The sequence below is a fragment of the Klebsiella sp. BDA134-6 genome, from assembly GCF_015601345.1.
Taxonomy (GTDB): Bacteria; Pseudomonadota; Gammaproteobacteria; order Enterobacterales; family Enterobacteriaceae; genus Klebsiella; species Klebsiella grimontii.
Window position 1 is genome coordinate 1,419,579 of the sequence record NZ_CP064784.1, and the last position, 26,338, is coordinate 1,445,916.

The 26,338-nt window shown below is 58.1% G+C and carries 22 protein-coding genes; 10 read left to right on the forward strand and 12 right to left on the reverse strand.

Annotation, left to right across the window (positions count from 1 at the left end; translation table 11 throughout):
• Positions 1-110: 110 nt before the first annotated feature.
• From htpG to IYV58_RS06555, 4 genes are all read left to right on the forward strand, one after another.
• Positions 111-1,985: a molecular chaperone HtpG gene (gene htpG, locus IYV58_RS06540; protein ID WP_004129949.1), complete on the forward strand. Its 1,875-nt coding sequence runs from the start codon at positions 111-113 to the stop codon at positions 1,983-1,985.
• Between the two features lie 188 nt (positions 1,986-2,173).
• Positions 2,174-2,818 (forward strand): adenylate kinase, encoded by a 645-nt coding sequence (adk, locus tag IYV58_RS06545; RefSeq protein ID WP_004129951.1) that lies wholly within the window; start codon positions 2,174-2,176, stop codon positions 2,816-2,818.
• Between the two features lie 127 nt (positions 2,819-2,945).
• Positions 2,946-3,908, forward strand: coding sequence for a ferrochelatase (gene hemH, locus IYV58_RS06550; protein WP_004129953.1), 963 nt, complete (start codon positions 2,946-2,948; stop codon positions 3,906-3,908).
• 63 nt (positions 3,909-3,971) lie between these two features.
• On the forward strand, positions 3,972-5,276 hold the full coding sequence (locus IYV58_RS06555) for an inosine/guanosine kinase (RefSeq protein ID WP_004129955.1): 1,305 nt from the start codon (positions 3,972-3,974) through the stop codon (positions 5,274-5,276).
• A gap of 42 nt (positions 5,277-5,318) precedes the next feature.
• Here the strand turns inward: IYV58_RS06555 and ybaL are convergent, their stop codons facing one another.
• Together ybaL and IYV58_RS06565 are read right to left on the reverse strand one after the other, a co-directional pair.
• Complete coding sequence (ybaL, locus tag IYV58_RS06560; protein ID WP_004129956.1) at positions 5,319-6,995, reverse strand: YbaL family putative K(+) efflux transporter; 1,677 nt, start codon at positions 6,993-6,995, stop codon at positions 5,319-5,321.
• A gap of 233 nt (positions 6,996-7,228) precedes the next feature.
• On the reverse strand, positions 7,229-8,449 hold the full coding sequence (locus tag IYV58_RS06565; RefSeq protein WP_004129958.1) for an MFS transporter: 1,221 nt from the start codon (positions 8,447-8,449) through the stop codon (positions 7,229-7,231).
• Between the two features lie 163 nt (positions 8,450-8,612).
• Here IYV58_RS06565 and ushA point away from each other — a divergent pair, with 163 nt between their 5' ends.
• A complete protein-coding gene (gene ushA, locus IYV58_RS06570; protein WP_049115812.1) occupies positions 8,613-10,265 on the forward strand; it encodes a bifunctional UDP-sugar hydrolase/5'-nucleotidase UshA in 1,653 nt (550 codons plus the stop codon).
• A gap of 128 nt (positions 10,266-10,393) precedes the next feature.
• Here the strand turns inward: ushA and ybaK are convergent, their stop codons facing one another.
• The 3 genes from ybaK to copA all read right to left on the reverse strand — a co-directional run bounded on the left by ybaK (position 10,394) and on the right by copA (position 14,422).
• Complete coding sequence (ybaK, locus tag IYV58_RS06575) at positions 10,394-10,873, reverse strand: Cys-tRNA(Pro)/Cys-tRNA(Cys) deacylase YbaK (protein ID WP_004129961.1); 480 nt, start codon at positions 10,871-10,873, stop codon at positions 10,394-10,396.
• A 201-nt stretch (positions 10,874-11,074) separates the two neighbouring features.
• Complete coding sequence (locus tag IYV58_RS06580; protein WP_004129964.1) at positions 11,075-11,869, reverse strand: TraB/GumN family protein; 795 nt, start codon at positions 11,867-11,869, stop codon at positions 11,075-11,077.
• A gap of 51 nt (positions 11,870-11,920) precedes the next feature.
• Positions 11,921-14,422, reverse strand: coding sequence for a copper-exporting P-type ATPase CopA (gene copA, locus IYV58_RS06585; protein ID WP_142469150.1), 2,502 nt, complete (start codon positions 14,420-14,422; stop codon positions 11,921-11,923).
• A 105-nt stretch (positions 14,423-14,527) separates the two neighbouring features.
• Here copA and cueR point away from each other — a divergent pair, with 105 nt between their 5' ends.
• Entirely contained in the window at positions 14,528-14,938 is a 411-nt protein-coding gene (cueR, locus tag IYV58_RS06590) for a Cu(I)-responsive transcriptional regulator (RefSeq protein WP_004129970.1), read from the forward strand.
• On the opposite strand, the gene IYV58_RS06595 is transcribed toward cueR, so the two are convergent.
• The 4 genes from IYV58_RS06595 to IYV58_RS06610 are packed head-to-tail and all read right to left on the reverse strand — an operon-like array spanning position 14,935 to position 19,183.
• Entirely contained in the window at positions 14,935-15,651 is a 717-nt protein-coding gene (locus IYV58_RS06595) for a DUF3142 domain-containing protein (protein WP_004129972.1), read from the reverse strand. The two genes, cueR and IYV58_RS06595, sit on opposite strands and share 4 nt — an antisense overlap.
• Positions 15,621-17,789, reverse strand: coding sequence for a PA5441 family protein (locus IYV58_RS06600; RefSeq protein ID WP_195729491.1), 2,169 nt, complete (start codon positions 17,787-17,789; stop codon positions 15,621-15,623). Before IYV58_RS06600 ends, IYV58_RS06595 begins: the two co-directional genes overlap by 31 nt.
• A gap of 21 nt (positions 17,790-17,810) precedes the next feature.
• On the reverse strand, positions 17,811-18,269 hold the full coding sequence (locus IYV58_RS06605; protein ID WP_004129978.1) for an NfeD family protein: 459 nt from the start codon (positions 18,267-18,269) through the stop codon (positions 17,811-17,813).
• The gene (locus tag IYV58_RS06610; RefSeq protein ID WP_004129981.1) at positions 18,266-19,183 is read right to left on the reverse strand and encodes an SPFH domain-containing protein; all 918 of its coding nucleotides are present in this window, start codon (positions 19,181-19,183) and stop codon (positions 18,266-18,268) included. The genes IYV58_RS06605 and IYV58_RS06610 overlap by 4 nt, the downstream gene beginning before the upstream one ends.
• A 136-nt stretch (positions 19,184-19,319) precedes the next feature.
• Between IYV58_RS06610 and fetA the strand changes: the two genes are divergently transcribed.
• Together fetA and fetB are read left to right on the forward strand one after the other, a co-directional pair.
• Entirely contained in the window at positions 19,320-20,000 is a 681-nt protein-coding gene (gene fetA, locus IYV58_RS06615) for an iron efflux ABC transporter ATP-binding subunit FetA (RefSeq protein WP_004129984.1), read from the forward strand.
• Positions 19,987-20,769 carry an iron efflux ABC transporter permease subunit FetB gene (gene fetB / locus IYV58_RS06620; protein WP_004129987.1) on the forward strand — a complete coding sequence of 261 codons (783 nt, stop codon included), beginning with the start codon at positions 19,987-19,989 and terminating at the stop codon, positions 20,767-20,769. The genes fetA and fetB overlap by 14 nt, the downstream gene beginning before the upstream one ends.
• 96 nt (positions 20,770-20,865) lie before the next feature.
• Here the strand turns inward: fetB and IYV58_RS06625 are convergent, their stop codons facing one another.
• From IYV58_RS06625 to tesA, 3 genes are all read right to left on the reverse strand, one after another.
• Complete coding sequence (locus IYV58_RS06625; protein WP_004129990.1) at positions 20,866-21,720, reverse strand: thioredoxin family protein; 855 nt, start codon at positions 21,718-21,720, stop codon at positions 20,866-20,868.
• A 61-nt stretch (positions 21,721-21,781) separates the two neighbouring features.
• Positions 21,782-22,591 (reverse strand): SDR family oxidoreductase, encoded by an 810-nt coding sequence (locus IYV58_RS06630; RefSeq protein WP_162626042.1) that lies wholly within the window; start codon positions 22,589-22,591, stop codon positions 21,782-21,784.
• On the reverse strand, positions 22,581-23,204 hold the full coding sequence (tesA, locus tag IYV58_RS06635; protein ID WP_014228230.1) for a multifunctional acyl-CoA thioesterase I/protease I/lysophospholipase L1: 624 nt from the start codon (positions 23,202-23,204) through the stop codon (positions 22,581-22,583). Before tesA ends, IYV58_RS06630 begins: the two co-directional genes overlap by 11 nt.
• On the opposite strand from tesA, the gene ybbA reads away from it, so the two are divergent.
• Together ybbA and ybbP are read left to right on the forward strand one after the other, a co-directional pair.
• Positions 23,175-23,861, forward strand: a complete 687-nt coding sequence (ybbA, locus tag IYV58_RS06640; protein ID WP_195729492.1) for a putative ABC transporter ATP-binding protein YbbA — start codon at positions 23,175-23,177, stop codon at positions 23,859-23,861. The genes tesA and ybbA overlap by 30 nt on opposite strands.
• Positions 23,858-26,275 (forward strand): putative ABC transporter permease subunit YbbP, encoded by a 2,418-nt coding sequence (gene ybbP / locus IYV58_RS06645; RefSeq protein ID WP_142473568.1) that lies wholly within the window; start codon positions 23,858-23,860, stop codon positions 26,273-26,275. The genes ybbA and ybbP overlap by 4 nt, the downstream gene beginning before the upstream one ends.
• Positions 26,276-26,338 lie beyond the last annotated feature (63 nt).

Here is a 26,338-nt window from a genome sequence, read left to right on the forward strand (position 1 = left end):
CAAACGGAGGCGCTTTTCGGGGCCTCCGCTTGAAAACCTCTCCCTCTGTCCCCATCTCACCCTCAACGGTTTTTTTACCATTAACAATGGCATTGTTGAGGTTGATTTAGATGAAAGGACAAGAAACTCGTGGTTTTCAGTCAGAGGTCAAACAGCTTCTGCACCTGATGATCCATTCTCTTTACTCCAATAAAGAAATTTTCCTGCGTGAGCTGATTTCCAACGCCTCCGATGCGGCCGACAAGCTGCGCTTCCGCGCGCTGTCCCAGCCGGATCTGTACGAAGGCGACGGCGAACTGCGCGTGCGTGTTTCATTTGATAAAGACAACCGCACCCTGACCATCGCCGATAACGGTATTGGTATGAACCGCGATGAAGTCATCGACCATCTCGGCACCATCGCGAAGTCCGGCACCAAGGCGTTCCTTGAGTCCATGGGCTCTGACCAGGCGAAAGATAGCCAGCTGATTGGTCAGTTCGGCGTAGGTTTCTACTCGGCGTTTATTGTCGCCGATAAAGTCACCGTCCGTACCCGCGCGGCGGGCGACAGCGCCGAAAACGGCGTATTCTGGGAATCCGCTGGCGAAGGCGAATATACCGTTGCCGACATTAACAAAGCCGATCGCGGTACCGAGATCACGCTGCACCTGCGCGAAGGCGAGGATGATTTCCTCAACGACTGGCGCGTGCGTTCGATCATCAGTAAATACTCCGATCACATCGCGCTGCCGGTAGAAATTGAAAAACGCGAAGAAGTGGACGGCGAAACCGTGATCTCCTGGGAGAAAATTAACAAAGCCCAGGCGCTGTGGACGCGCAATAAGTCGGAAATCAAAGACGACGAGTACAACGAGTTCTACAAGCATATTGCCCACGATTACAGCGATCCGCTGACCTGGAGCCACAACCGCGTTGAAGGTAAGCAGGAGTACACCAGCCTGCTGTATATCCCGTCGCAGGCGCCGTGGGATATGTGGAACCGCGATCATAAACACGGCCTGAAGCTGTACGTGCAGCGCGTCTTCATCATGGATGACGCCGAGCAGTTTATGCCCAACTATCTGCGCTTCGTTCGCGGCCTGGTCGACTCCAACGATCTGCCGCTGAACGTGTCGCGTGAAATTCTCCAGGACAGCAGCGTCACCCGCAATCTGCGCACCGCGCTGAGCAAGCGCGCCCTGCAGATGCTGGAAAAACTGGCGAAAGACGACGCGGAAAAATATCAGACCTTCTGGCAGCAGTTTGGCCTCGTGCTGAAAGAAGGCCCAGCGGAAGATCAGGCTAACCAGCAGGCCATCGCCAAACTGCTGCGCTTCGCCAGTACCTATACCGACTCCGCCGCGCAGACCGTGTCGCTGGAAGAGTACGTCTCCCGCATGAAAGAAGGGCAGGAGAAGATTTACTACATTACCGCCGACAGCTACGCCGCTGCGAAGAGCAGCCCGCATCTGGAACTGCTGCGTAAGAAAGGCATTGAAGTGCTGCTGCTTTCCGATCGCATCGACGAGTGGATGATGAGCTATCTGACCGAGTTCGACGGCAAGCCGTTCCAGTCGGTGGCGAAAGCCGATGAGTCGCTGGATAAGCTGACGGACGAAGTGGATGAAACCACTAAAGAAGCCGAGAAGGCGCTGGAGCCGTTCGTTGAGCGTGCCAAAACCCTGCTCGGCGACCGGGTGAAAGAGGTTCGTCTGACCCATCGTCTGACCGATACGCCGGCCATCGTCACCACCGACGCGGATGAAATGAGCACCCAGATGGCGAAACTGTTTGCCGCTGCGGGCCAGGCCGCGCCGGAAGTGAAGTACATCTTTGAGCTGAACCCGCTGCATCCGCTGGTAAAACGCGCGGCGGATACTCAGGACGATACGCAGTTCGGCGAGTGGGTTGAGCTGCTGCTCGATCAGGCGCTGCTGGCCGAGCGCGGTACGCTGGAAGATCCGAACCAGTTTATCCGCCGTATGAACCAGCTGCTGGCGTCGTAATCTTTACCCTCACCCTCACTCTCTCCCGGCAGGAGAGGGCCGGGGTGAGGGTATCAAACCGCACGCTACGTAAAATATCTCACCATTAACCGTTTCAGCCGCCCCGCCTTCCTTGAGCCATCCGCGTTCTGGTGGTATGGTTTAGCGTTTTTTGAAAAATTGAATCAACTTTTGAGGGGATTTTCGTAATGCGTATTATTCTGCTTGGCGCTCCGGGCGCGGGTAAAGGAACTCAGGCTCAGTTCATCATGGAGAAATACGGTATTCCGCAAATCTCCACCGGCGACATGCTGCGTGCCGCGGTGAAGTCAGGCTCCGAGCTGGGCAAACAGGCGAAAGATATTATGGACGCCGGTAAGCTGGTCACCGACGAACTGGTTATCGCCCTGGTTAAAGAGCGTATTACTCAGGAAGATTGCCGCAATGGTTTCCTGCTGGACGGCTTCCCGCGCACCATTCCGCAGGCTGACGCCATGAAAGAAGCGGGCATCACCGTGGATTACGTGCTGGAATTCGACGTTCCTGACGAACTGATCGTTGACCGCATTATCGGCCGTCGCGTTCACGCAGCTTCCGGCCGCGTTTATCACATTAAATTTAATCCGCCGAAAGTTGAAGGCAAAGACGACGTGACCGGCGAAGAGCTGACCACCCGTAAAGACGATCAGGAAGAGACCGTGCGTAAGCGTCTGGTTGAATACCATCAGATGACGGCGCCGCTGATCGGCTACTATCAGAAAGAAGCAGAAGCGGGCAACACCCAATACGCGAAAGTCGATGGCACCAAAGCGGTGGCCGACGTTCGCGCTGAACTGGAAAAAATCCTCGGTTAATTCCGTTAGTTCTCATCCCGTCGCGGCGGGATGAGAACTCCTCTCATTTTACCTTTTTCTATGATTGGTTCCGTTTAGCGCCATTTCAGCTACAATTGTCAGCGATTCAAATGGTTAAGAGGCGGTAATGCATCAGACGAAAACAGGTATCTTATTAGCCAATTTAGGCACTCCCGATGCGCCCACGCCCGACGCGGTAAAGCGCTATCTACGACAGTTTCTTAGCGATCGGCGCGTGGTGGATACCTCCCGCCTACTGTGGTGGCCGCTGCTGCGCGGCGTGATACTGCCCCTGCGCGCGCCCCGGGTCGCTAAGCTCTATCAGTCCATCTGGATGGAAGACGGCTCGCCGCTGATGGTCTATAGCCAGCAGCAGCGGCAGGCGCTGGCTGCGCGGCTTCCGGATACGCCGGTGGCGCTGGGAATGAGCTACGGTTCGCCGTCGCTGGAGAGCGCGGTTGATGAGTTGCTGGAGCAGGGGGTGGATCACATCGTGGTGCTACCGCTTTATCCGCAATACTCCTGCTCCACCGTGGCGGCGGTGTGGGATGAGCTGGGGCGTATCCTTGCCAAAAAACGCGCGATCCCCGGAATTTCTTTTATTCGCGACTACGCCGATGACGTGGACTATATTCACGCGCTGGCCGCCAGCGTGCGCGCGTCCTTTGCGGTGCACGGCGAGCCGGATTTACTGCTGCTCTCCTATCATGGCATCCCGCAGCGGTATGCCCAGCAAGGGGACACCTATCCTCAGCGCTGTCGCGATACCACCCGTGAGCTGGTTTCAGCCCTGGGGCTGCCGCCTGACCGGGTGATGATGACGTTCCAGTCGCGCTTTGGTCGAGAGCCCTGGCTGACGCCCTACACCGACGAAACGCTGAAAATGCTCGGTGAGAAAGGGGTGAAGCATATTCAGGTTATCTGCCCCGGCTTTTCCGCCGATTGCCTGGAGACGCTGGAGGAGATCGCGGTGCAGAACCGGGAAATCTTCCTCGAAGCCGGCGGCCAGCAATATGAGTACATTCCGGCGCTTAATGCGGACACCGCGCATATTGAAATGATGGTCAACCTGACGGCGAAATATCGCTGATCGCGCGTGCGGCGGGGAGTATGCTACTATTCCCCGCTTGTTCACTGTCAATAAATCGCCACTATGAAATTTCCCGGTAAACGCAAATCCAAACACTATTTTCCCGTCAACGCTCGCGATCCGCTGCTGCAGCAAATTCAGCCGGACAATGAGTCTAACGTCGCCTGGGTGGTTGGTATCGATCAAACCCTGGTCGATATCGAAGCGAAAGTGGATGAGGCGTTTATCGTACGCTACGGCCTGAGCGCCGGGCATTCGCTGGTGATTGAAGATGATGTCGCCGAAGCGCTGTATCAGGAACTGGTTCGCAACGACCTGATTACCCACCAGTTCGCCGGCGGCACCATCGGTAACACCATGCACAACTACTCGGTGCTGGCGGATGACCGTTCGGTTCTGCTTGGCGTCATGTGCAGCAATATTGAAATCGGCGGCTACGCTTACCGCTACCTGTGCAACACCTCCAGCCGTACCGATCTGAACTACCTGCAAGGGGTGGATGGGGCGATTGGGCGCTGCTTTACGCTGATTAGCGACTCCGGCGAGCGCACCTTTGCGATCAGCCCCGGGCATATGAACAAGCTCCGTCCGGAAAGCATTCCGGAAAGCGTGATCGCCGGCGCTTCCGCGCTGGTGCTGACCTCCTATCTCGTACGCTGTAAGCCGGGCGAGCCGATGCCGGACGCGACGATGCAGGCCATCGCATATGCGAAAAAGCACGATGTACCGGTGGTTCTGACGCTGGGCACCAAATACGTCGTCGCCGATAACCCGGCGTGGTGGCAGACGTTCCTTAAAGAGCACGTTTCCATTCTGGCGATGAATGAAGAGGAGGCGGAGGCGCTGACCGGGCTGTCCGACCCGCTGCTGGCTTCCGACAAGGCGCTGGAATGGGTTGACCTGGTGCTGTGCACCGCCGGGCCTGCCGGGCTGTATATGGCCAGCTTTACTGAGGATGAGGCTAAGCGCAAAACGCAGCATCCGCTGCTGCCGGGCGCGATTGCCGAGTTTAACCAGTATGAATTCAGCCGTGCGATGCGCCATCAGGATTGCGAAAATCCGCTGCGTATTTATTCGCATATCGCACCCTATATGGGCGGGCCGGAGAAGATCATGAATACCAACGGCGCGGGAGACGGCGCGCTGGCGGCGCTGCTGCACGATATTACCGCCAATAACTATCATCGCAACAACGTGCCGAACTCCAGCAAGCACAAGTGCAAGTGGCTGACCTATTCCTCGCTGGCACAGGTGTGTAAATACGCTAACCGCGTGAGCTATCAGGTGCTGAACCAGCATTCGCCGCGCCTGACCCGTGGCCTGCCGGAGCGTGAAGACAGCCTGGAAGAAGCTTACTGGGATCGTTAAGAGTCCGGATAAAGCTGGCCCCGGTCAACCGGGGCCGAAACATTAACCGGTAATAAGCTCGCCGGCTGGCGGCGTTTCAAGCAGCTGCAGCATGGCGCGGGCGATTTCCCGTTCGCCCATCACCACCTGGTTAGCGCCGCGTTCGACGATATATTCCACCTCATCGTCGTAATGCGCGCGCGCGATGATCTCGATATTCGGGCATTTTTCTCGCGCGGAAGCGACGATTTCACCGGCCTCGTAGCCGTTAGGAATGGTCAGCAGCAGCCAGCGGGCGCAGTCCAGATGCGCCAGATTCATAATCTCTTCATTGGCGGCGTTGCCTAATACCGCGCGAATACCGCGTGCGCGCAGTTCGTCTACGCGAGTCCGCGATGTTTCAATCACCACCAGCGGAACGCCCTGCGCCATCAGTTTTTCACCGAGCAGGCTCCCGACGCGGCCGAAACCGACCAGCAGCGCATGGTTACAGATATCGACGGGGATCTGTTTCTCTTCTTCAAGCACTTCTTCGAGAGTCTGTTCATCCAGCGTCTCGGTTTTATCGAGGTATTTTTCCAGTAGGGTAAACAGGACCGGGTTGAGCATGATGGAGATAATGGCGCCGGCAAGCACCAGGTTCTGCCCGGCCTGCGGCAGCAGATCCAGCGCCATTCCCAGACCGGCAAGAATAAAGGCGAATTCACCGATTTGCGCCAGACTGGCGGCAATGGTCAGGGCAGTGCGCGGCGAGTGGCCGAACATCCGCACCAGGAAGAAGGCGGCAGCCGATTTACCGAAAATGATGATAGCCAGCGTCGCCAGTACTGCCAGCGGCTGCTCGAGCAGAATCATTGGGTCAAACAGCATTCCCACGGAGACAAAGAACAGCACGGCGAAGGCGTCGCGTAGCGGCAGCGTATCGTGGGCCGCGCGATGGCTGAGTTCGGATTCATTGAGCACCATACCGGCGAAAAAGGCGCCGAGGGCGAAGGAGACGTCAAATAGCTCAACGGCGCCAAAAGCGATACCGAGCGCTAACGCCAGTACCGATAGGGTAAACAGCTCGCGCGAACCGGTTGCCGCGCTGCGCGACATAATCCACGGCACCAGGCGGCGGCCCACCAGCATCATAATCGCGATAAAGGCGACGACTTTGCCGATGGTAATACCCATATCAAGGGCCAGGGAAGCCAGACCCACGTCGCCTTTCTCCGTCATGCCTGCGACCGCTGGCAGCAGCACCAGCGTCAGCACCATCACCAGATCTTCAACAATCAACCAGCCGATGGCGATTTGTCCCCGCTGGCTATCAATAAGCTGTCGTTCTTCCAGCGCGCGCAGCAGCACCACGGTACTGGCGGTAGAAAGACACAAACCAAAGACGATGCCGGTCATTAACGACCAGCCCAGCATGGCAGAGAGCGCCATACCCAACAGCGTCGCCACGGCTATCTGGGCGATAGCGCCCGGGATGGCGATGGCCTTAACCGCCATCAAATCTTTTAAGGAGAAATGCAGACCCACGCCGAACATCAGCAGGATCACGCCAAGCTCGGCCAATTCCGGCGCCAGCTTGGTATCAGCAACAAAACCCGGGGTAAAAGGTCCGGCCAGCACGCCCGCTAATAAATATCCCACCAGAGGAGAAATACGTAGCTTATTGGCAATCATGCCGAGAATAAAGGCGAGCACAAGGCCGCCGACAATGGTGGTGATTAGCGGTGTTGCGTGGTGCATTCCGTCTCCTTGCAGTGGTGAGCTGATCCATTTTCGGCACAAAAACCAAAAAACCGAATAATAGTTTATGACACTTTTAGCGGTTTTGTTTATGAATAATCGTTGAATTTTGCAGAAAAATGCAATTGACGTGCTAAAAAGCACGGAGCGCAAAATGGCATCAGCTTATGCGGGGTAATGCTGGTGGAGTAAGGGATTGTGGCAGCCAAAGTTACACTTTGGCTGCCGAAAAATCAGGACTTTTGATGGTTGTTAGGTAGAAATATCGTCAGGATGCCGATAAGAGGCAGGAAAGCACAGATTTTATAGACCAGTTCGATACTGGTATGGTCAGCTAAAAGCCCCAGCACCGCGGCTCCAAGGCCGCCCATGCCAAAGGCGAAACCGAAAAACAAACCAGAAACCATGCCGATCCGCCCCGGGAGGAGCTCCTGGGCATAGACCAGAATAGCGGAAAAGGCCGATGCGAGGATAAAACCAATAATCACCGTCAAAATGCCGGTCCATTCCAGCGATGCATAGGGTAAAACAAGGGTAAATGGCGCTACGCCAAGGATAGAGCCCCAAATAACATATTTACGCCCAATCTTGTCGCCAACAGGCCCTCCAATCACCGTTCCTGCTGCGACGGCAAATAGAAAGGCAAACAGGTGGAACTGGGCATTTTGTACCGATAATCCGAATTTTTGCATCAAATAAAAGGTGTAATAGCTGCTGATGCTCGCCATATAGAAATATTTCGAGAAAATCAGCATTAACAGGATGCTAACCGCCAGAATGACTTTATTTTTCGGCAGCGGATTAACAATGGCCGCTTTCGGTTTACCTTTGTTCAGACGGTGCTGAGCGGCATACCAGCGGCTGATCTGCGCCAGCACGACAATCGCCAGCAGCGCCGCCAGGACAAACCAGCCAACGTTCCCTTTGCCGTAGGGGGCGATAATCAGCGCCGCAAGCAGCGGCCCCAACGAGCTGCCGAAATTGCCGCCGACCTGGAATATCGACTGCGCCAGGCCATGGCGCCCGCCGGAGGCCATGCGCGCCACGCGAGAAGACTCCGGATGAAAGACCGACGATCCGGTCCCGACCAGCGCTGCAGCGAGCAGAACCATGCCAAAGCTTCCCGAGATTGCCAGCAGCACCAGACCGCTCAGGGTAAAGCACATGCCAATCGGCAGCGACCACGGCATCGGATGTTTGTCGGTCAGGTAGCCGACAACAGGCTGTAGTAGCGATGAGGCCAGCTGGAAAGTGAGGGTGATCATCCCAATCTGCACAAAGGTTAGTGAGAACTCGGCCTGGAGCAGCGGGTAGATAGCCAGAATAAGCGATTGGATCATATCGTTCAGCAAATGCGAGAGGCTGATAGCCCCGAGAATGCGAAACGAGGTGCGTGCTTTTTGCGGCGCAGCAGCAGGGCCGGATAAGGGTTGTGCGGTCTGATTCATTGCCATAGGTTCGCTTAAGTGTTTTTTATAGAGGATGCAGGTGGAATTATTATCTGCCTAACATACCTGCCGCTAAGGTTTGAAGGAAGTCGCAATTCTGAAAACATATTTGTCTAATCCGCTAACTCGCTATACTTTCGGCACTTGTTACTTTGTCAGGGAGAGAAATATGCACCTTATTAAGCGAGGCGTCGCGCTGGCGCTATTCACCGCGGTATCGCTGGGGAGCCTGTCTGCTCAGGCTTATGAGCAGGATAAAACCTATAAAATTACCATCCTGCATACGAACGATCATCATGGCCACTTCTGGCGCAGCGACTATGGCGAATACGGGCTGTCAGCACAAAAAACGCTGGTGGACGGCATTCGCAAAGAGGTGGCGGCCGAGGGCGGCAGCGTGCTGTTGTTATCCGGCGGTGATATCAACACTGGCGTGCCGGAATCCGACTTGCAGGACGCGGAACCCGATTTTCGCGGGATGAACCTGATTGGCTATGATGCGATGGCAGTCGGTAATCACGAGTTTGATAATCCCCTTAGCGTACTGCGTCAGCAAGAAAAATGGGCGAAGTTCCCGTTCCTCTCCGCCAATATTTACCAGAAAAGCACCGGTGAACGTTTGTTCAAGCCGTGGGCGCTGTTCAAGCGCGGCGGACTGAATATTGCGGTTATCGGCCTGACGACCGACGATACGGCTAAGATTGGCAATCCCGAGTTCTTTACCGATATCGAGTTCCGTAAGCCGGCGGAAGAGGCCAAACTGGTTATCCAGGAACTGCAGCAGAACGAAAAACCGGATGTGATTCTGGCCACTACCCATATGGGACATTATGACAACGGCGCCCACGGCTCTAATGCGCCTGGCGACGTTGAGATGGCGCGCAGCCTGCCGACGGGGGCGCTGGCGATGATCGTTGGCGGTCACTCGCAGGATCCGGTATGCATGGCGTCGGAGAATAAAAAGCAGGTGGATTATGTCCCGGGCAGTCCGTGCGCGCCGGACAAGCAGAACGGTATCTGGATCGTGCAGGCACATGAATGGGGTAAATATGTAGGCCGCGCCGACTTTGAATTCCGCAACGGTGAAATGAAGCTGGTGCACTATCAGCTGATCCCGGTCAACCTGAAGAAAAAGGTCACTTACGACAACGGCGAGAGCGAGCGCGTGCTTTATACGCCGCAAATCGCCGAAAGCCCGCAGATGCTCTCTCTGCTGACGCCGTACCAGAATAAAGGCAAAGCGCAGCTGCAGGTGAAAATCGGTAGCGTGAACGCGCATCTGGAGGGCGATCGCAGCAAAGTGCGTTTTGTGCAAACCAATATGGGACGTCTACTGCTGGCGGCGCAGATGGCGCGGAGCAATGCTGATTTCGCGGTGATGAGCGGCGGCGGGATACGTGACTCGATTGAAGCGGGCGATATCACCTATAAAGACGTGATGAAGGTACAACCTTTCGGCAACGTGCTGGTGTATGTCGATATGAGCGGTAAGGAAGTGACGGAGTATCTGACCGCAGTGGCGCAGATGAAGCCCGACTCCGGCGCCTATCCGCAGTTTGCCAACGTCGGTTTTGTGGCCAAAGACGGCAAGCTTAACAATTTGACCATCAAAGGCGAACCGGTGGATCCGGCGAAGACTTACCGTATGGCGACCCTGAGCTTTAACGCCACCGGCGGCGACGGCTACCCGCATATCGATACCAGGCCCGGCTATGTGAATACCGGCTTTATCGATGCCGAAGTGCTGAAAGAGTATATCCAGAAAAACTCACCGCTGGACGCGGCGGCCTATGAGCCGAAAGGCGAGGTGAGCTGGCAGTAACGTCCGAGCGACTCCCCGGTGGCGCTGCGCTTACCGGGGCTACAGGTCTAAGCGGTTGTGGATTTGGTAGCCCGGACAAGGCGCGTCAGCGCCGCCTCCGGGAGTGTCCTCTGACGAAAAACCGTCAATTAATCGCGCCGCGCGATATCGGCGAATTTCGCTGCAAGGATCTTCGCCAGATCGCTGGCTGCCAGTTCAATATCCAGGCCACGTTTGCCGCCGGAAATAAAAATGGTGGCGAACGCCTGGGCCGGCGCATCTATCACCGTCGGCAGACGTTTTTTCTGCCCGAGCGGGCTGATACCGCCCACCAGATAACCGGTGACCCGCTGTGCGACCATCGGGTCTGCCATATCGACTTTCTTAGCGCCTAAAGCCTTCGCCACCTTTTTCAAATCCAGTTGACCCGCTACTGGCGTAACCGCGACGGCCAAATGCTTCATGTCGCCGTTAACGGCGACCAGCAGCGTTTTATAGACCTGCTCGGCGTTGAGCCCCAGCTTACGCACCACCTCATCGCCAAAATTGGTTTCGTGCGGATCGTGATCGTAGCTGTGGATCTGAAAAGTTATTTTGTTTTTTTCGAGTAATTTTACGGCGGGAGTCATCGTTATCCTTCTTACCAACCGATTTAACGTGGCATAAGCATACGCCCGACGGCTGTCTAAAAAATAGTATCATCTTGCGCAATAGTGTTGGCAGTGATGGTCACTTTGAGCGACAATCAGACGATCCGGGGCGCGAACCCCGGAATAATAATAATGATGAAATTCCTCTTTGACGGGCCAATAGCAATATTGGCCATTTTTTTACGTCAGCATATCCGGCAGATTCCCTTCCCCGTATAAATGTAGCGCCCCGACGGCAACCACGTAGCGCCCTGGCGGCAGCGCCAGCAGCGTTTCGCGCCAGGCGAGGTTGCGCTGGTGCATCAGCACATCATATAGCGACTGGCTAAAGGTGGTTGGCAGCGAGGTTGCGCCCGTTGACGGCGGCTGCTCCAGCCACCAGCCGATCATCACCTGTAGCAGACGCGCATTCGTGCGCCAGTGGGTGAGGGTATCCTCCAGCAGCGCCAGGCCGCCGTCGGGCAGATCCCGCAGCAGCGCTATCTGGCTATCGGCCCCCTCCAGCTCCATCACGCGGATATGGCTCTCGCGCGCCGCCATCAATAGCTGATAATCAATGCCGTAATCCGCCCTGAGTCCCAGTTTTTGCGCCTGAGTCGCCTGCAATACCATCGCCACCTGCCACAGCGGCTGGCTGTCGAACAGCGCGATGGACAGCCCCATTTCTCCCGCACGATCTTGCAGTTCAGCAAGCTGGGATGGGCTCAGGCGTTCCGCCAGCGGGGGACAGGAGGGGAGGTTGCTGAATGGCGTTTCGCTGCCGCTAATATCCGCTTCCACAATCAGCGCATCGGCCTGGCGGATCTTTTTTAACAGCCGGGCGGGCGGCGGCGACATGTCGCGGGTGCCCATATGAATACTGCCGACCAGGTGCAGATAGCGCTCGCCGGGGAGGGTGATATCCAGCGCGGGCCAGGAATAAGACGAGCCGACGGCGGCTTGCCACAGCATTTTTATTCGGTTTAACAGGCCCATACGTGCTCCATGAAGTGAAGGCTTCATGCTAGCGCGTATGGGATACAACATCTACTCTTTCGGCTTAAAGCGCAGCAGACGGTTGGCGTTGCTCACGACGGTAATTGAAGAGAGCGCCATGGCCGCGCCCGCCACCACCGGGTTGAGCAGCGTTCCGGTCAGCGGCCACAGGATCCCGGCGGCAATCGGAATGCCCAGCGAGTTATAAATAAATGCCCCCAGCAGGTTCTGCTTCATATTACGCAGCGTGGCTTTGGCGATGTCCAGCGCATCGGCGACGCCGTTCAGGCTATGGCGCATCAGGGTGATAGCTGCCGTCTCAATGGCGACATCGCTGCCGCCGCCCATGGCGATGCCCACATCGGCCTGCGCCAGCGCGGGCGCATCGTTGATACCGTCGCCGATCATCGCTACCTGGTGCCCCTGGCTTTGCAGGCGCTTAATCGCATCGGCTTTACCGTCCGGCAGCACCCCGGCAATCACCTCATCAATGCCCGCCTCTTTGGCGATAGCGTTGGCGGTGGTGGGGTTATCTCCAGTCAGCATCACCAGCCGATAGCCCTGGCGGTGCAGCCTGGCTAATGCCGCCACGCTATCTTCGCGCAGCGGATCGCGGATGGCGAACAGCGCCGCCGCCTGACCATCCACCGCCAGCAGTACCGGCGTCGCACCCTGTGACGCCTGGGCGGTCATGTCGTCTTCTATTTCAGCCGTTGCAATCTTGTGCTCAGTCAGCAGCGCCTGGTTGCCGAGCAGAAGACGGCGGCCTTCGGCTTCGCCGCTAACGCCCAGCCCGCGCAGCGTGCGGAAATTATCTACCGCAGGCAGGCGTTGGTCTGCGGCTTTGTCGAGGATGGCGCGCGCCAGCGGGTGGCTGGAACCTTGCTCCAGAGAGGCCGCCAGACGCAGAGCGGTGGATTCATCCATAGCGGTAAAGGTTTTTATCGCCACCACCTGCGGTTTACCCTCGGTGAGGGTACCGGTTTTATCGAAGACCAGCGTATCGAGGGTGCTGGCGCGCTGTAGCGCATCGGCGTCGCGTACCAGTACGCCGTATTCCGCCGCGCGACCCACGCCGGAGATAATCGACATCGGCGTCGCCAGCCCCAGGGCGCACGGACAGGCGATAATCAGCACCGTGGTGGCGATCACCAGGGTATAGACAATTTGCGGCGCCGGGCCAAAAAAGTACCAGATCGCGGCGCTGAACAGGGCTATCGCCACGACCGCCGGGACGAACACGGCAGAGATTTTGTCCGCCAATTGGCCGATTTCCGGTTTACTGCTTTGCGCCTGGCGCACCATGCGGATAATGCGCGCCAGCGTGGTTTGACTGCCGACGGCGCTGGCGGTAAACAGTACGCTGCCGTCCTGCACCACGGTCCCGGCATGAACGGCGTCACCGTCGCCTTTTTGCTGCGGTACCGGCTCGCCGGTGAGCATCGCTTCGTCGAACCAGGCTTCGCCCTGGCTAATGACGCCATCGACCGGTACGCGATCGCCGGTGGTCAGGCGCAGGGTCATTCCCGCCTGAACCTCCGCCAGCGGCAGATCTTTTTCGCCTTCGTCGGTGACCACCCGCGCTGACGGCGGGGTTAAATCGAGTAGTTTTTCCAGCGCTTTCGAAGAGCGCTGACGCGCGCGGGCTTCCAGCATATGGCCGAGGTTAATCAGACCGATAATCATCGCGCTGGCTTCATAATAGAGGTGGCGCGCTTCCATCGGAAACCACTGCGGCCACAGGTTGACGCTCATTGAATAGAGCCAGGCGACGCCGGTACCCAGCGCCACCAGCGTATCCATCGTCGCGGTGCCGTTTTTCAGGCTTTTCCACGCGCTGCGGTAGAAATGGCCGCCGGCAAAGACCATCACCGCCAGCGTGACAACCCCGATAGCCAGCCACAGGGAGCGGTTATCATCGCTGACCATCATGTTGTCGCCGATCATCCCCCAACCCATCACCGGGATACCGACCAGCAGGGCGACGATAGCCTGCCAGCGGAAGCGCTTCACGGTGGCGACGGCGGTTTCCTGCTGGCGCTCGCGGCGTTCGAGGTCATCTTCGATGGCTTCCGCGCCATAGCCCGCTTTCTCTACGGCCTGGACTAATTCTGCGGCGGACGCGCTGCCCATCACCAGCGCAGTGCGTTCCGCCAGGTTAACCCGCGCCTGTGAGACGCCCGGCACCGCGGCGAGCGCGTTTTGAACCCGGGATACGCAACTGGCGCAGCTCATGCCGTTGATCAACAGCTGCTGGCTGTCATCTTCGTCACGGGCTGCCGGAAGCTCAGAGGTGGCCGCTGTCAGTGCTTCCGGCGGGATTGATGATTCTGCCAGCGGTTTAGCCTTTGGGTGGCTGAGCTCCGCGCCGTATCCGGCCTGTTTAATGGTCTCAATCAGCGCTTCCGCGCTGGCGCTGCCCGTCACGTGAGCTTCGGTAACGGTCACTTCCGCCTGCTCAACGTCGGGACGTTGTTCCAGGCTCTCTTTTACCCGTTTAACGCAGTGGCCGCAGGAGAGGCCATCCAGCGCAAGGTCGATAGTGTTAGACATAAATAACTCCTGAATAATTTCCGGTTAATGATTGACCGAACACACTCTTTCATCGAGTATTAGCAAGGTTAAACCTTCCAGCAAGGGGAAGGTCAAGGGGGAAAGATGAATATTAGCGATGTGGCGAAAAAAACCGGCTTAACCAGTAAAGCGATCCGTTTTTACGAAGAGAAAGGGCTGGTGACGCCGCCGCTGCGCAGCGAAAACGGTTACCGCAGCTACAGCCAGCAGCATCTGGATGAACTGACTCTGCTGCGCCAGGCGCGCCAGGTGGGGTTTAATCTGGAAGAGTGCCGTGAGCTGATATTTCTGTTTAACGATCCGTCGCGGCACAGCGCCGACGTGAAACGCCGGACGCTGGAGAAAGTGGCGGACATTGAGCGCCATATCAGCGAGCTGCAGGGCATGCGCGCGCATCTGCTGGCGCTGGCGGACTCCTGCCCCGGCGATGACAGCGCGGATTGCCCGATCATCGATAATCTCTCGGGCTGCTGTCACCGCAAGGCGCAGGCTTAACGCCGCGCCGGATTGAGCATAAAGACCACCGTGCCGCGGTAGTAGGGAGAGTCATTCAGCTGCATTTCCGCCTGCCGATCGCGACTGCCGTTTTGCACCAGCCCGAGTTTGAACGGGATACGCAGCCGGCTGAGCGCGGGGAGATAGACCTGATAATTCGCCACCGTGTGGCGTCCTTGATAGCTTTGCACCACCAGTTCATCAACCGCAAGCGCGTTCAGGGTGGCAATATCGCCGGTTTTAGCCCAGTCCAGCAGGCCCGTTACCCCTAGCGCGAACTCTGGCGGCAGTTGCTGGCGTAGCTGTTGCAAAAACTGGGCGTAGTCGACGAGCTGATATGTGGCTGCGTCAAAATCAACCTGCAGACCAACCACCTGATTGCCAGCCGCCCGCCAACGCTGCATCAGGCGTACGATCCGCGGCACAATCGTCTGCGGCACATCAAGTGTGGTAAACCGGACGGTAAGCCAGATTGCGGGAAACGTCAGGCGGCTGACCGGCAGGCCGAGGCGCTGGAATATGACCTCGCCCGAACGCGTCAGCACCTCGCCCTGATGCAGATACACCGTCTGGGCGTTCTGCAGATCGTTGCTGGCTTTTACCCCGGACCACAGCCAGAAGGCGGAATGCTGGCGCGCATCCACGTGCTCCGCCGCCTGCGCTGACCCGGACAGCAGCGCGATTACCAGTAATATTTGAGTTTTTGCGCCCACGGGCTTCCCGGATACTGCGTTTTCAACTGCGTGAACCAGCCCTTACGCTGCAGCTTTTCGACATCTTCGCCGCCACATTCGTTGCTGCCGGAGGGGGCGTAACAGAGAATCGCCCGATAGAGCGCATAGCTTTTATCTTCCGGCTCCGCTTTCGGCGAGGTGATAATCTGCTGGTAATAGCGTTGGCGATCGTACTGTCCCAGAGGCTGCTGGCGGTTGATGGCGGCCTCAAGCATGTCGTTGCCGGATTGGTCTTTCCACAGATCAACATGCGTCTGCGTGGTGCGGAAGAACTCGCCCAGGCAGTTAAGCGCATGGGCGTCGTCGGCGTTTTTACTGAGCACGTTGACGGTGTCATCCAGGCTGCGGCAGGCATAACCGGCTTCGGTCGCCTCGCCATCCCAGTCGAAGCTGCTAAGGTTGACGTCGTTAAAGGCCTCGCTGATTACCGGCTGGGTAATGGCGGTGGCGAGCTTTTTGTCGTTCAGCCAGTCGCTGAAACGACTTTCCGTGAGGTCCCGCACCAGCAGCGTATGCAGAGCGATAGTACGTTCTTCGTTATTGGGACCGTTGGCCGCCTGTTGGCGTAGCAGTTCAGGCGAGGCCTGGGTTTTCAGCACTCGGGAGCGAAAGCGTAGATTGGTCACCGGGCTATCGGCGGCAAAGATAGCCGCTGCGTTACCGCTGTAGACCAGCGTTGCCGCCAGTTTTGCCTGGATATACTGCTGTTGCTCGGGGTTTTGGCTAAGTTGTAGCAGCTGCCGCCAAAAATCGCGCGCCGCGGGCCACTGTGTTTGTCCCATTAGCGCTTCGCCGTAGAGGACCTGTTCGCTGAAGGCGAGAATATCATTCGACGGCAGCGTTTTCGCCGGCGTGACAGCCTGCAGGATGGCGGCATCGTTGCCCGTCGCGTTCCACAGCTGCAGCTGCAGGTCGCGCCACAGCGGCAGATTTCCGCTCTTCTCAAACGCCGCTTTGCTGGCGTCAAGCTGTGCCTGGGTTAAGGTTGGCTTATTATCAGCATTCAGGCGCAGGGCGCGGAGAAGCTCGACATAGCTGACCTGAGGGGCGTCCGGGAATGCTGCCAGAACGGGTTGCGCGTAGAACGGCATGCCGAAGACATTATCATATTCACTCACCAGTCTACGCAGTTTCCCGGCGTCGGCAGCCTGCCGGAAGGCCTGCTCATAGAGTCCGGCCAACTGAGGCCACGCCTGGAGATACCAGTTAATGCGGCGCAGCATATTGCGCGCGGAGTCGGCATAAAGCCCTGCGGGCCAGCGTTGCAAATAGGTTTGTGCTTCTTTTTGCGCCTGTGCGGCATCATCACGATTGATGCGTGCAATATCAAAATCGCCATACTGTCCGACGCTGTTCTGGCTACTTTTGTTGAGCGCCGTGCGCATCAGCATATATTGCACGGTCTCGGTCAGCCAGGGCTGCTGACTCTCCAGCAACAGGGTGAAATCGTGGGTCGCGGCGGTGTAATTGCCGCCATAGAAGTGGGCGATGCCGGAAAGGTAATAAGCGAATAAGTCGGCGTCCGCATCTGCCGGGAAGCTATTGAGGATATCAGCGACGGCGGTGATATTGGCGCCATAAAACAGTTTCAACCGCGCCAGCGCCAGGTCATGACGCTGCTGCGGAGTTAGAGAGGGCGCGGCGAGCAGGGCGGCGTTGAACTGGCTGACGGCGGCAAGGGTGTTGCTGACAAAGCGGTTTTCCAGTTCATAGTCGGATGTTCCCAGCCGTTCAGCCGAATTGGCTGGCATGACCTGCGCGGGGTCGATATTCAGCGCCGTCATTTGTTGAATGAAGGTTTCATCTTCGCGTTGCGCCGGCGGCGCGGAGGGCGGCGGCGCGCTATCCCACTCAGGATGCCAGGCGAAGTAAACATCGCGGGTACGGCTGACATCAGCGGGAATGGCCTGAACGGGCAGGGCGAAAGATTTCGCTTCGCTCAGCAGGCGCAGCAAGTTGTCGCGCGAGTCATTTCCCGGCGTCAGTACAGGTTCGCCTTTTAACAGGCATAGCGGGTCGCTCCACGAGCAATCTTCGATATCAGCAGAAGCAAATGCCTGAGCGGCTGACGCGAGCAGGGCGCAGAGCGAAAGGGTAAACGTTGTCTTCCTGACCATGACGGATGTCCTGTGGCGTGATTATTGCGATACGACTCTTATATGTAGGGTTATGCCTTCGATGGCGACCACTTCAACCTTGCTGCCCGCAGCGAGGTCGTCATCGGCAATGACCGGCCATGAACTGTCGCCCACGCGGACGTGTCCGCGGCCGTTAACCAGCGCCGTTTCCAGCGTAAAGCGGCGGCCAAGCAGCTGTTGCCCGCGCTGATTAAGCTGAGCGTCCGCCGGCTTCTGGCGCTTAACGCGGTTACGCAGCCAGCGCGACCATAGCCAGGCCGCCAGCAGGGTCAGCACGGCGAACAGCGCGCCCTGCCACTCCCAGCTCAACGGCAGCATCCAGACCAGCAGCCCGGTCACGACGCCGGCAATGCCGCTCCACAGCAGATAACCGTTGCCGCCGAGCATTTCCGCCGCCAGCAGCAGTCCGCCGAGGCTGAGCCAGAAAATATGCGGGTGGGCGAGAATTAGCGCGATCATGATTTTTTCTGCGCGCCAGCGCCTTCTTTAAGCAGCTCGCCGATCCCGGCGATAGAGCCCATCAGGCTGCTGGCGTCGAGCGGCATCAGCACCACTTTACTGTTGTTGGCCGCGCCAATTTGCTGCAGCGCATCGGTATATTTCTGCGCGACAAAGTAGTTGATGGCCTGAATGTCGCCGGAGGCGATAGCGGATGAGACCATCTGCGTAGCGCGCGCTTCGGCTTCCGCGGAACGTTCGCGCGCCTCTGCCTGTAAAAACGCCGACTGACGCTCGCCTTCGGCTTTGAGGATCTGCGACTGCTTCTCGCCCTCGGCTTTTAAAATTTCCGCCTGACGTATCCCTTCAGCCTCGAGAATATAGGCGCGCTTCGTCCGCTCGGCTTTCATCTGGGCGTTCATTGAGGCGATAAGCTCAGCCGGCGGGCGTACGTCGCGGATCTCAACGCGGGTGATTTTGATGCCCCACGGGTTGGTCGCTTCATCGACAATATGCAGCAGACGGGTGTTGATGCTGTCGCGCTGGGAGAGCATTTCGTCCAGCTCCATCGAGCCCAGCACGGTACGAATGTTGGTCATGGTCAGGTTGATGATCGCCAGCTCGAGGTTGCTGACTTCGTAAGCGGCCTTCGGCGCGTCGATGACCTGAATAAAACACACCGCATCAATGGTGACGTTGGCATTATCGCGGGAGATGACTTCCTGCGAGGGGATATCGAGCACCTGCTCCATCATATTAATTTTGCGCCCGATACGATCCATAAAGGGCACCACCAGGCTCATACCCGGCTGCAGCGTTTGCGTATAGCGGCCAAAGCGCTCTACCGTCCACTGGTAGCCCTGAGGAACGATTTTTACCGCCGCTCCGACGATAACCAGCGCGACGAAAATAAGAATGGGGATAAAAATCAGCATCAAAAACCTCCTGTCTTGTTGCCTGTTGATGCGCCGGGAGAGTGGCGCGCGTTTAACCAGAGTATATCTTTCCGCGCATCCGGGTGAAAGAAAAGTGGAGTAAACTAGAGGCGTTGTCGAAAAACTGGGAATAATAATGACCGAAAGTAACGCTATTTTGCGCCTGGAGAACGTGGGCTTTAAGGCCGATGGGGTGACCATCCTTAATGAGATTAGTTTTCAGCTCAGAGCAGGGGAATTTAAGCTGATTACCGGACCTTCCGGCTGTGGAAAAAGCACGTTATTAAAAATAATCGCTTCGCTGCAAAGCCCCACCGCGGGAAGCATTTTCTTCGCCGGTAAAGATATTAATGACTTAACGCCGGAAACCTATCGCCAGCAGGTTTCCTACTGCGCGCAAACCCCGGCGCTGTTCGGTGATTCGGTGTATGACAACCTGGTCTTCCCGTGGCAGATCCGTCAAAAACAGCCGGATCCTAAGGCGCTGGTTGCCGATCTTGCCCGCTTCGGTCTGGCGAAAAATACGCTGGAAAAATCCATTAACGAGCTGTCAGGCGGGGAAAAGCAGCGCGTTTCGTTGATTCGCAATCTGCAGTTTTTACCGCAGGTGCTGCTGCTTGATGAAATAACCAGCGCGCTGGACGAGAGCAATAAAAAAAATGTGAATGAGATTATTCACCGCTATGCGAGCGAAAAAAATATCGCCGTTCTGTGGGTGACTCACGATAGCAATGAAATTGCCCATGCGGATGAAGTGATTACGCTCCAGCCTGCCGGCGGCAAAGCGCAGGAGGAGCAAAAAAATGAACGGGCATAATATTACCAACGAGTCGTTGGCGCTCTCGATGGTTCTGGTGCTGGTGGCGATTGTGGTTAGCTACCGGGAAAAGCTGGCGCTGGAAAAAGATATTATCTGGAGCATTTGTCGGGCGATTGTACAGCTGATTATCGTCGGCTACGTGCTGAAATATATCTTTAACGTTAATCACGCCGTGCTGACGCTGCTGATGGTGCTGTTTATCTGCTTTAACGCGGCGTGGAATGCGAAAAAGCGCAGCAAATATATCGACAAAGCCTTTGTTTCTTCGTTTATCGCGATAACCACCGGCGCCGGGTTAACTCTGGCGGTGCTGGTTTTTTCCGGGTCGATTGCGTTTGTGCCGATGCAGGTCATTCCGATCGCCGGGATGGTGGCAGGCAACGCGATGGTGGCGGTCGGGCTGTGCTACAACAATATGGGGCAGCGGTTTAGCAGCGAGCAGCAGCAGATTCAGGAGAAGCTGAGCCTGGGCGCAACGCCGAAGATGGCTTCCGCGAGGCTGATCCGCGATAGCATTCGCGCCGCGCTGATCCCGACAGTGGATTCAGCGAAAACGGTAGGGCTGGTGAGCCTGCCGGGGATGATGTCGGGGCTGATTTTCGCCGGGATTGATCCAGTAAAAGCGATTAAGTACCAGATTATGGTGACGTTTATGCTGCTCTCTACCGCCAGCCTGTCAACGATTATCGCCGGGTATCTGACCTACCTGAAGTTCTTTAACGCCCGCCATCAGCTGGTGGTGACGCAGCTGAAAAAACGCGCGTAAGCGTTCCCCGGGTTGCGGCGTAAACGCCTTACCCGGGCGACAAGATCATCCAGTCTGTAGCCCGGCTTAGCGCAGCGCGAGCCGGGGGCTTTACGATTAATAAAGCAAAGAGTAGAGCTGGCGGCGGTACTTCGCGGCCAGCGCGTCGCCGGTGCCCAGCGCGGAGAGGATCTCCTGGAGCATTTTGCGCACTTCGCCGTTTCCGGCGCCTAAATCTTTTTGTAGATGGCTGAATAGCAGCGCCAGCGCCTCTTCGTTACGCCCTACCTGATGCAGCTGTAATGCCAGCTGGGAGGCCAGCGCCGCGTCTTGCGGGTTCAGCTCAACCTGCTGCTGCAGCTGCTGAATTTCCGGCGTGTCGGCGGCTTTTTTCAGCAGCTCGATTTGCGCCACCAGCCCCTGATAGCGGGTATCCTGATCCTGCAGCGGCACGGTTTTCAGTACGGTTTCCGCCTCATCGGAACGGTGCAGGGCAATCAGCGTTTCCGCCAGCAGCAGGCCAATCTGGCTCTCCTGGTTCGACAGCTGCCAGGCATCTTTCAGCAGCGGCAGGGCTTCGGCGTAGTTCTCTTCCTCCATCAGCGCCAGCGCCTGCTGCGCCTTGAGCTCCTCTTCGCGCGGCAGGAACTTATCCAGCAGCGCGCGAACCGCTTCTTCTGGCTGCGGGCCTTCGAATCCGTCGACCGGCTGACCGTTCTGGAACAGGTAAACCGTAGGGATAGCGCGCAGGCCAAACTGTGAAGCCAGCATCTGTTCGGCGTCGCAGTCGACTTTAGCGAGGGTAAACAGGCCGTTGTACTGGGCGGCCAGGCTCTCCAGCACAGGCGTTAGCTGCTCGCAATGTTGGCTGCGCGCGGACCAGAAATAGAACAGTACCGGCGTCGCAGCGGACTGCTGCAGCGTCTGGTGTAGGTTAGCTTCGGTAATATTGACGATATTCTGTGCGGACATGAGCAAGTCTCTTTAATCGATATTTGTATAGATATATGGGGACGGCGGCAGGTGCTTCAACTCAGCCCTGGATAATTTTGTCCATCGCGCGGGTCGGCAGCAGCCGCTTAAGCAGGGCGACCGCGTGCGTCACCAGGGTTACCGGATAGCGCAGTTTCGGTTTATCGCTGACAAAAGCATGGCGCACTTTTTCCACCACCGCTTCCGGCCCGAGAGTAAAGCGGGCGGCGATACCGGGATTTTCCACCGGCTTGTCGGCCTGGGTCTGATTGACGTTGTTGGTGAAACGGGTGCGGATGGGGCCCGGTTCAATCAGGCTGACCTTGATCCCGCTGTGACGCAGCTCCATGCGCAGCGCATCGGACCAGGCCTCCAGCGCGTATTTACTCGCCGCATAGGCGCCGCGGCCGGGGCTGGAGATGATTCCCATCACCGATGAGGTCATCACGATACGCCCCTCGCCGTGCGGCTCCATGGCTGGAAGCAGCAGCATCGTTAGCTGATGGGCGCCGAAAAAGTTAGCGGAAAACTGCTGCTCCATCTGCTGGCGGCTGATGGTCGGCAACGGGCCGTAGACGCCGTAGCCCGCGTTGTTAAACAGGCCGTACAGGCGGTTGTCGGTCAGGGCAATCACCTCGGCGGCGGCGCGCTCAACGCTCTGCGGATCGTCAAGATCCAACATAACACCGGTCAGCCCCAGCTCCTGCATCCGCGCGACATCTTCCGCTTTGCGGCAGGCGGCCAGCACGTTAAAGCCCTGGCGCTTTAAATCAAGGGCGCTTTCAAGACCAATTCCGCTGGAACATCCTGTAACTAAAACCGATTTTTGCATAACTTTACCTGCGAATGACTCGCTGTTATCAGGAGTCATGATTAACTAAGGGAGCCAAACGCGTCGCCATCCAGTCGGCGATAAACGGCTGGGCGTCGCGATTAGGATGAATTCCATCGTCCTGCATCCACTGCGGTTTCAGATAAACCTCTTCCATAAAAAAGGGCAGCAGAGGAATATCAAACTCTTTGGCCAGTGCCGGGTAGATTGCGCTAAAGGCTTCATTATAACGGCGGCCATAGTTGGCGGGCAGGCGAATTTGCATCAGCAGCGGCTGGGCGTTCGCCGCTTTGATATGCTCAATAATAGTGCGCAGCGTCTGTTCCGTCTGCTGCGGGGGGAAACCGCGCAGTCCGTCGTTACCGCCGAGCTCCACCAGCACCCAGCGCGGCTGATGCTGCTTAAGCAGGGCCGGCAACCTTGCCAGCCCCTGCTGCGAGGTATCGCCGCTGATGCTGGCGTTAACCACCGGCGTTTTGGTCTGCCACTTATCGTTAAGCAGCGCAGGCCAGGCGGTATTGCCCGCCATGCGATAACCGGCGCTCAGACTGTCGCCGAGAACCAACAGCGTGTCGGCCGCCATCGCGCGGCAGGTAAACAGGACCAGAAACAGGAAAGGCAAATGCCAGCGGAAAACATACTTGAAGTTCATCATCTTAAGAAATCCGTCGGTCAGGGTGAGCATCAGCTTTCCATCCTTACCGGAGTTGAGCTGGTTGTCAAACAAGGGCAAACCATCGCCCTGATTGGCGAGTCGGGTTCCGGTAAGTCGACGCTGCTGGCGATCCTCGCCGGTCTGGACGACGGCAGCAGTGGAGAAGTCTCGCTGCTCGGCAAGCCGCTGCATCAGATGGACGAAGAGGCGCGGGCGAAGCTGCGCGCAAAGCACGTCGGCTTTGTGTTTCAATCCTTTATGCTGATACCCACCCTCAATGCGCTGGAAAACGTCGAGCTTCCGGCGCTGTTGCGCGGTGAAAGCGACAGCCAGAGCCGCGGCAGCGCCCGGGCACTGCTGGAGCAGTTGGGGCTGGGCAAACGCCTGCATCACCTGCCGGTACAGCTCTCCGGCGGCGAGCAGCAGCGGGTCGCGCTGGCGCGCGCGTTTAACGGCCGCCCGGAGCTGCTGTTCGCCGATGAACCCACCGGCAACCTCGACCGCCACACCGGGGATAAAATCGCCGACCTGCTGTTCTCGCTGAACCGCGAGCACGGCACTACGCTGATTCTGGTGACCCACGACCTGCTGCTGGCGGCGCGCTGCGACCGGCGGCTGCGGCTGGTAGATGGCCAGCTGCGGGAGGAAGCATGATCGCCCGCTGGTTCTGGCGCGAATGGCGCTCGCCGTCGCTGCTGATCGTCTGGCTGGCGCTAAGCCTGGCGGTGGCCTGCGTGCTGGCGCTGGGCTCGATAAGCGACCGCATGGAGAAAGGACTCAGTCAGCAGAGCCGGGAATTTATGGCCGGCGACCGTACGCTGCGTAGCTCGCGCGAAGTCCCTGGCGCATGGATTGACGAAGCGCGCCGTCTTGGCTTAACCGTCGGCGAACAGCTGGGCTTCGCCACCATGACCTTTTCCGGCGATACGCCGCAACTGGCGGACGTCAAAGCGGTTGACGATAGTTATCCGTTGTATGGTCAGCTGCAGACCCAGCCGCCGGGGCTGAAGCCGCACGCCGGCACCGTGCTGTTGGCGCCGCGATTAATGGCGCTGCTGAATCTGAAAACCGGCGACACCATCGACGTGGGCGACGCCACGCTGCGCATTGCCGGGGAGGTGATACAGGAGCCGGATGCCGGATTTAACCCCTTCCAGATGGCGCCGCGGCTAATGATGAACACCGCCGACGTGGCGAAAACCGGCGCGGTACAGCCAGGCAGCCGCGTTTCCTGGCGCTATAAGTTCGCCGGTACCCCACAGCAGCTGGCGGACTACGAAAAGTGGCTGTTGCCGAAGCTGGGGCCTGAACACCGCTGGATCGGCCTGGAGCAGGACGACAGCGCGCTGGGTAAATCGCTGGAGCGCTCGCAGCAGTTTTTGCTGCTGTCGGCGTTGTTAACGCTGCTGTTGGCGGTCGCCGCGGTGGCGGTGGCGATGAGCCATTACTGCCGCAGTCGTTACGATCTGGTGGCGATCCTCAAAACCCTCGGCGCCGGGCGGGCGCAGCTGCGCAAGCTGATTGTCGGCCAGTGGCTGATGCTGCTGGCGATGGCGGTGGTTGCCGGCGGGGCGATGGGCGTCGGGCTGGAAAATATTCTGCTGGTGATGCTTAAGCCGGTGCTCCCGGCGGCGCTGCCGGCGGCGAGCGGCTGGCCGTGGCTGTGGGCGATCGGCGCGATGGTGGTGATTTCCCTGCTGGTCGGGCTGCGACCCTATCGACTGCTACTGGCGACGCTGCCGCTGCGGGTACTGCGCCAGGATGTCGTCGCTAACGTCTGGCCGCTCAAGTTCTATGTTCCCGTGGTGTGCTTGGTCGTGGTGGCGCTGCTGGCGCTGCTGATGGGCGGCAGCCCTCTGCTATGGGCGGTGCTGGCGGGCGCCGTGGTGCTGGCGCTGGTGTGCGGCCTGGCGGGATGGGGCGTTCTGTGGCTGCTGAAGCGTTTGACGTTAAAAGCGCTGCCGCTGCGTCTGGCCGTGAATCGTCTGCTGCGCCAGCCGTGGTCTACCCTGAGCCAGCTGGCGGCCTTTTCGTTGTCGTTTATGCTGCTGGCCCTGCTGCTGGTGCTGCGCGGCGATCTGCTCGATCGCTGGCAGCAGCAGCTGCCGCCGGAAAGTCCTAACTACTTTCTGATCAATATCGCGCCGGAGCAGGTGGTGCCGGTGAAAACCTTCCTTGCCGAACATCAGACCCGCGCCACTGAGTTCTATCCCATCGTGCGCGCCCGCCTGACGCAAATCAACGGTCAGGCGACGGAAGGCAATAAAGATGAAGCCCTGAACCGCGAGCTTAACCTCACCTGGAGCCGCGAGCGGCCGGATCATAATCCGCTGGTGGCCGGAAGCTGGCCGCCGAAAGCGGGCGAGGTCTCGATTGAAGAGGGGCTGGCGCAGCGGCTGGGCGTCAAGCTCGGCGATAGCGTGACCTTTACCGGGGATACTCAGGAGTTTAGCGCGAAGGTGACCAGCGTGCGCAAAGTTGACTGGGAGAGCCTGCGGCCAAACTTCTTCTTTATCTTTCCGCAGGGGGCGCTCGACGGGCAGCCGCAAAGCTGGCTCACCAGTTTCCGCTGGGATAACGGCAACGGGATGCTAACGCAGCTCAACCGCGAATTCCCCACCGTCAGCCTGCTGGATATTGGCGCGATTTTGCAGCAGATTGGCCAGGTGCTGATTCAGGTAAGCCGCGCTCTTGAGGTGATGGTGATTTTGGTCACCGCCTGCGGCGTTTTGCTGCTGCTGGCGCAGGTGCAGGTCGGAATGCGCCAGCGTTATCAGGAGCTGGTGGTCTGGCGCACGCTGGGAGCCGGAAAGGCGCTGCTGCGCACCACGCTGTGGGCGGAGTTCGCCCTGCTGGGCGTGGTGTCCGGCGTGGTGGCGGCGATTGGCGCTGAGGTGGCGCTGGCGCTGCTGCAAAGCAAAATCTTTGACTTCCCGTGGTCTCCGGACTGGCGGCTATGGGTGATGCTGCCGCTCTGCGGGGCGATACTGCTCTCGCTGTGCGGCGGCTGGCTGGGGCTGCGTCTGCTGAAAGGGAAGGCGCTGTTCCGCCAGTTTAGTCAGGGATAGCATGAGTTATGTTGCCCGGGTAAGGCGTTAGCCGCGACCCGGGGTTTTCACCCGGCTCGCGCT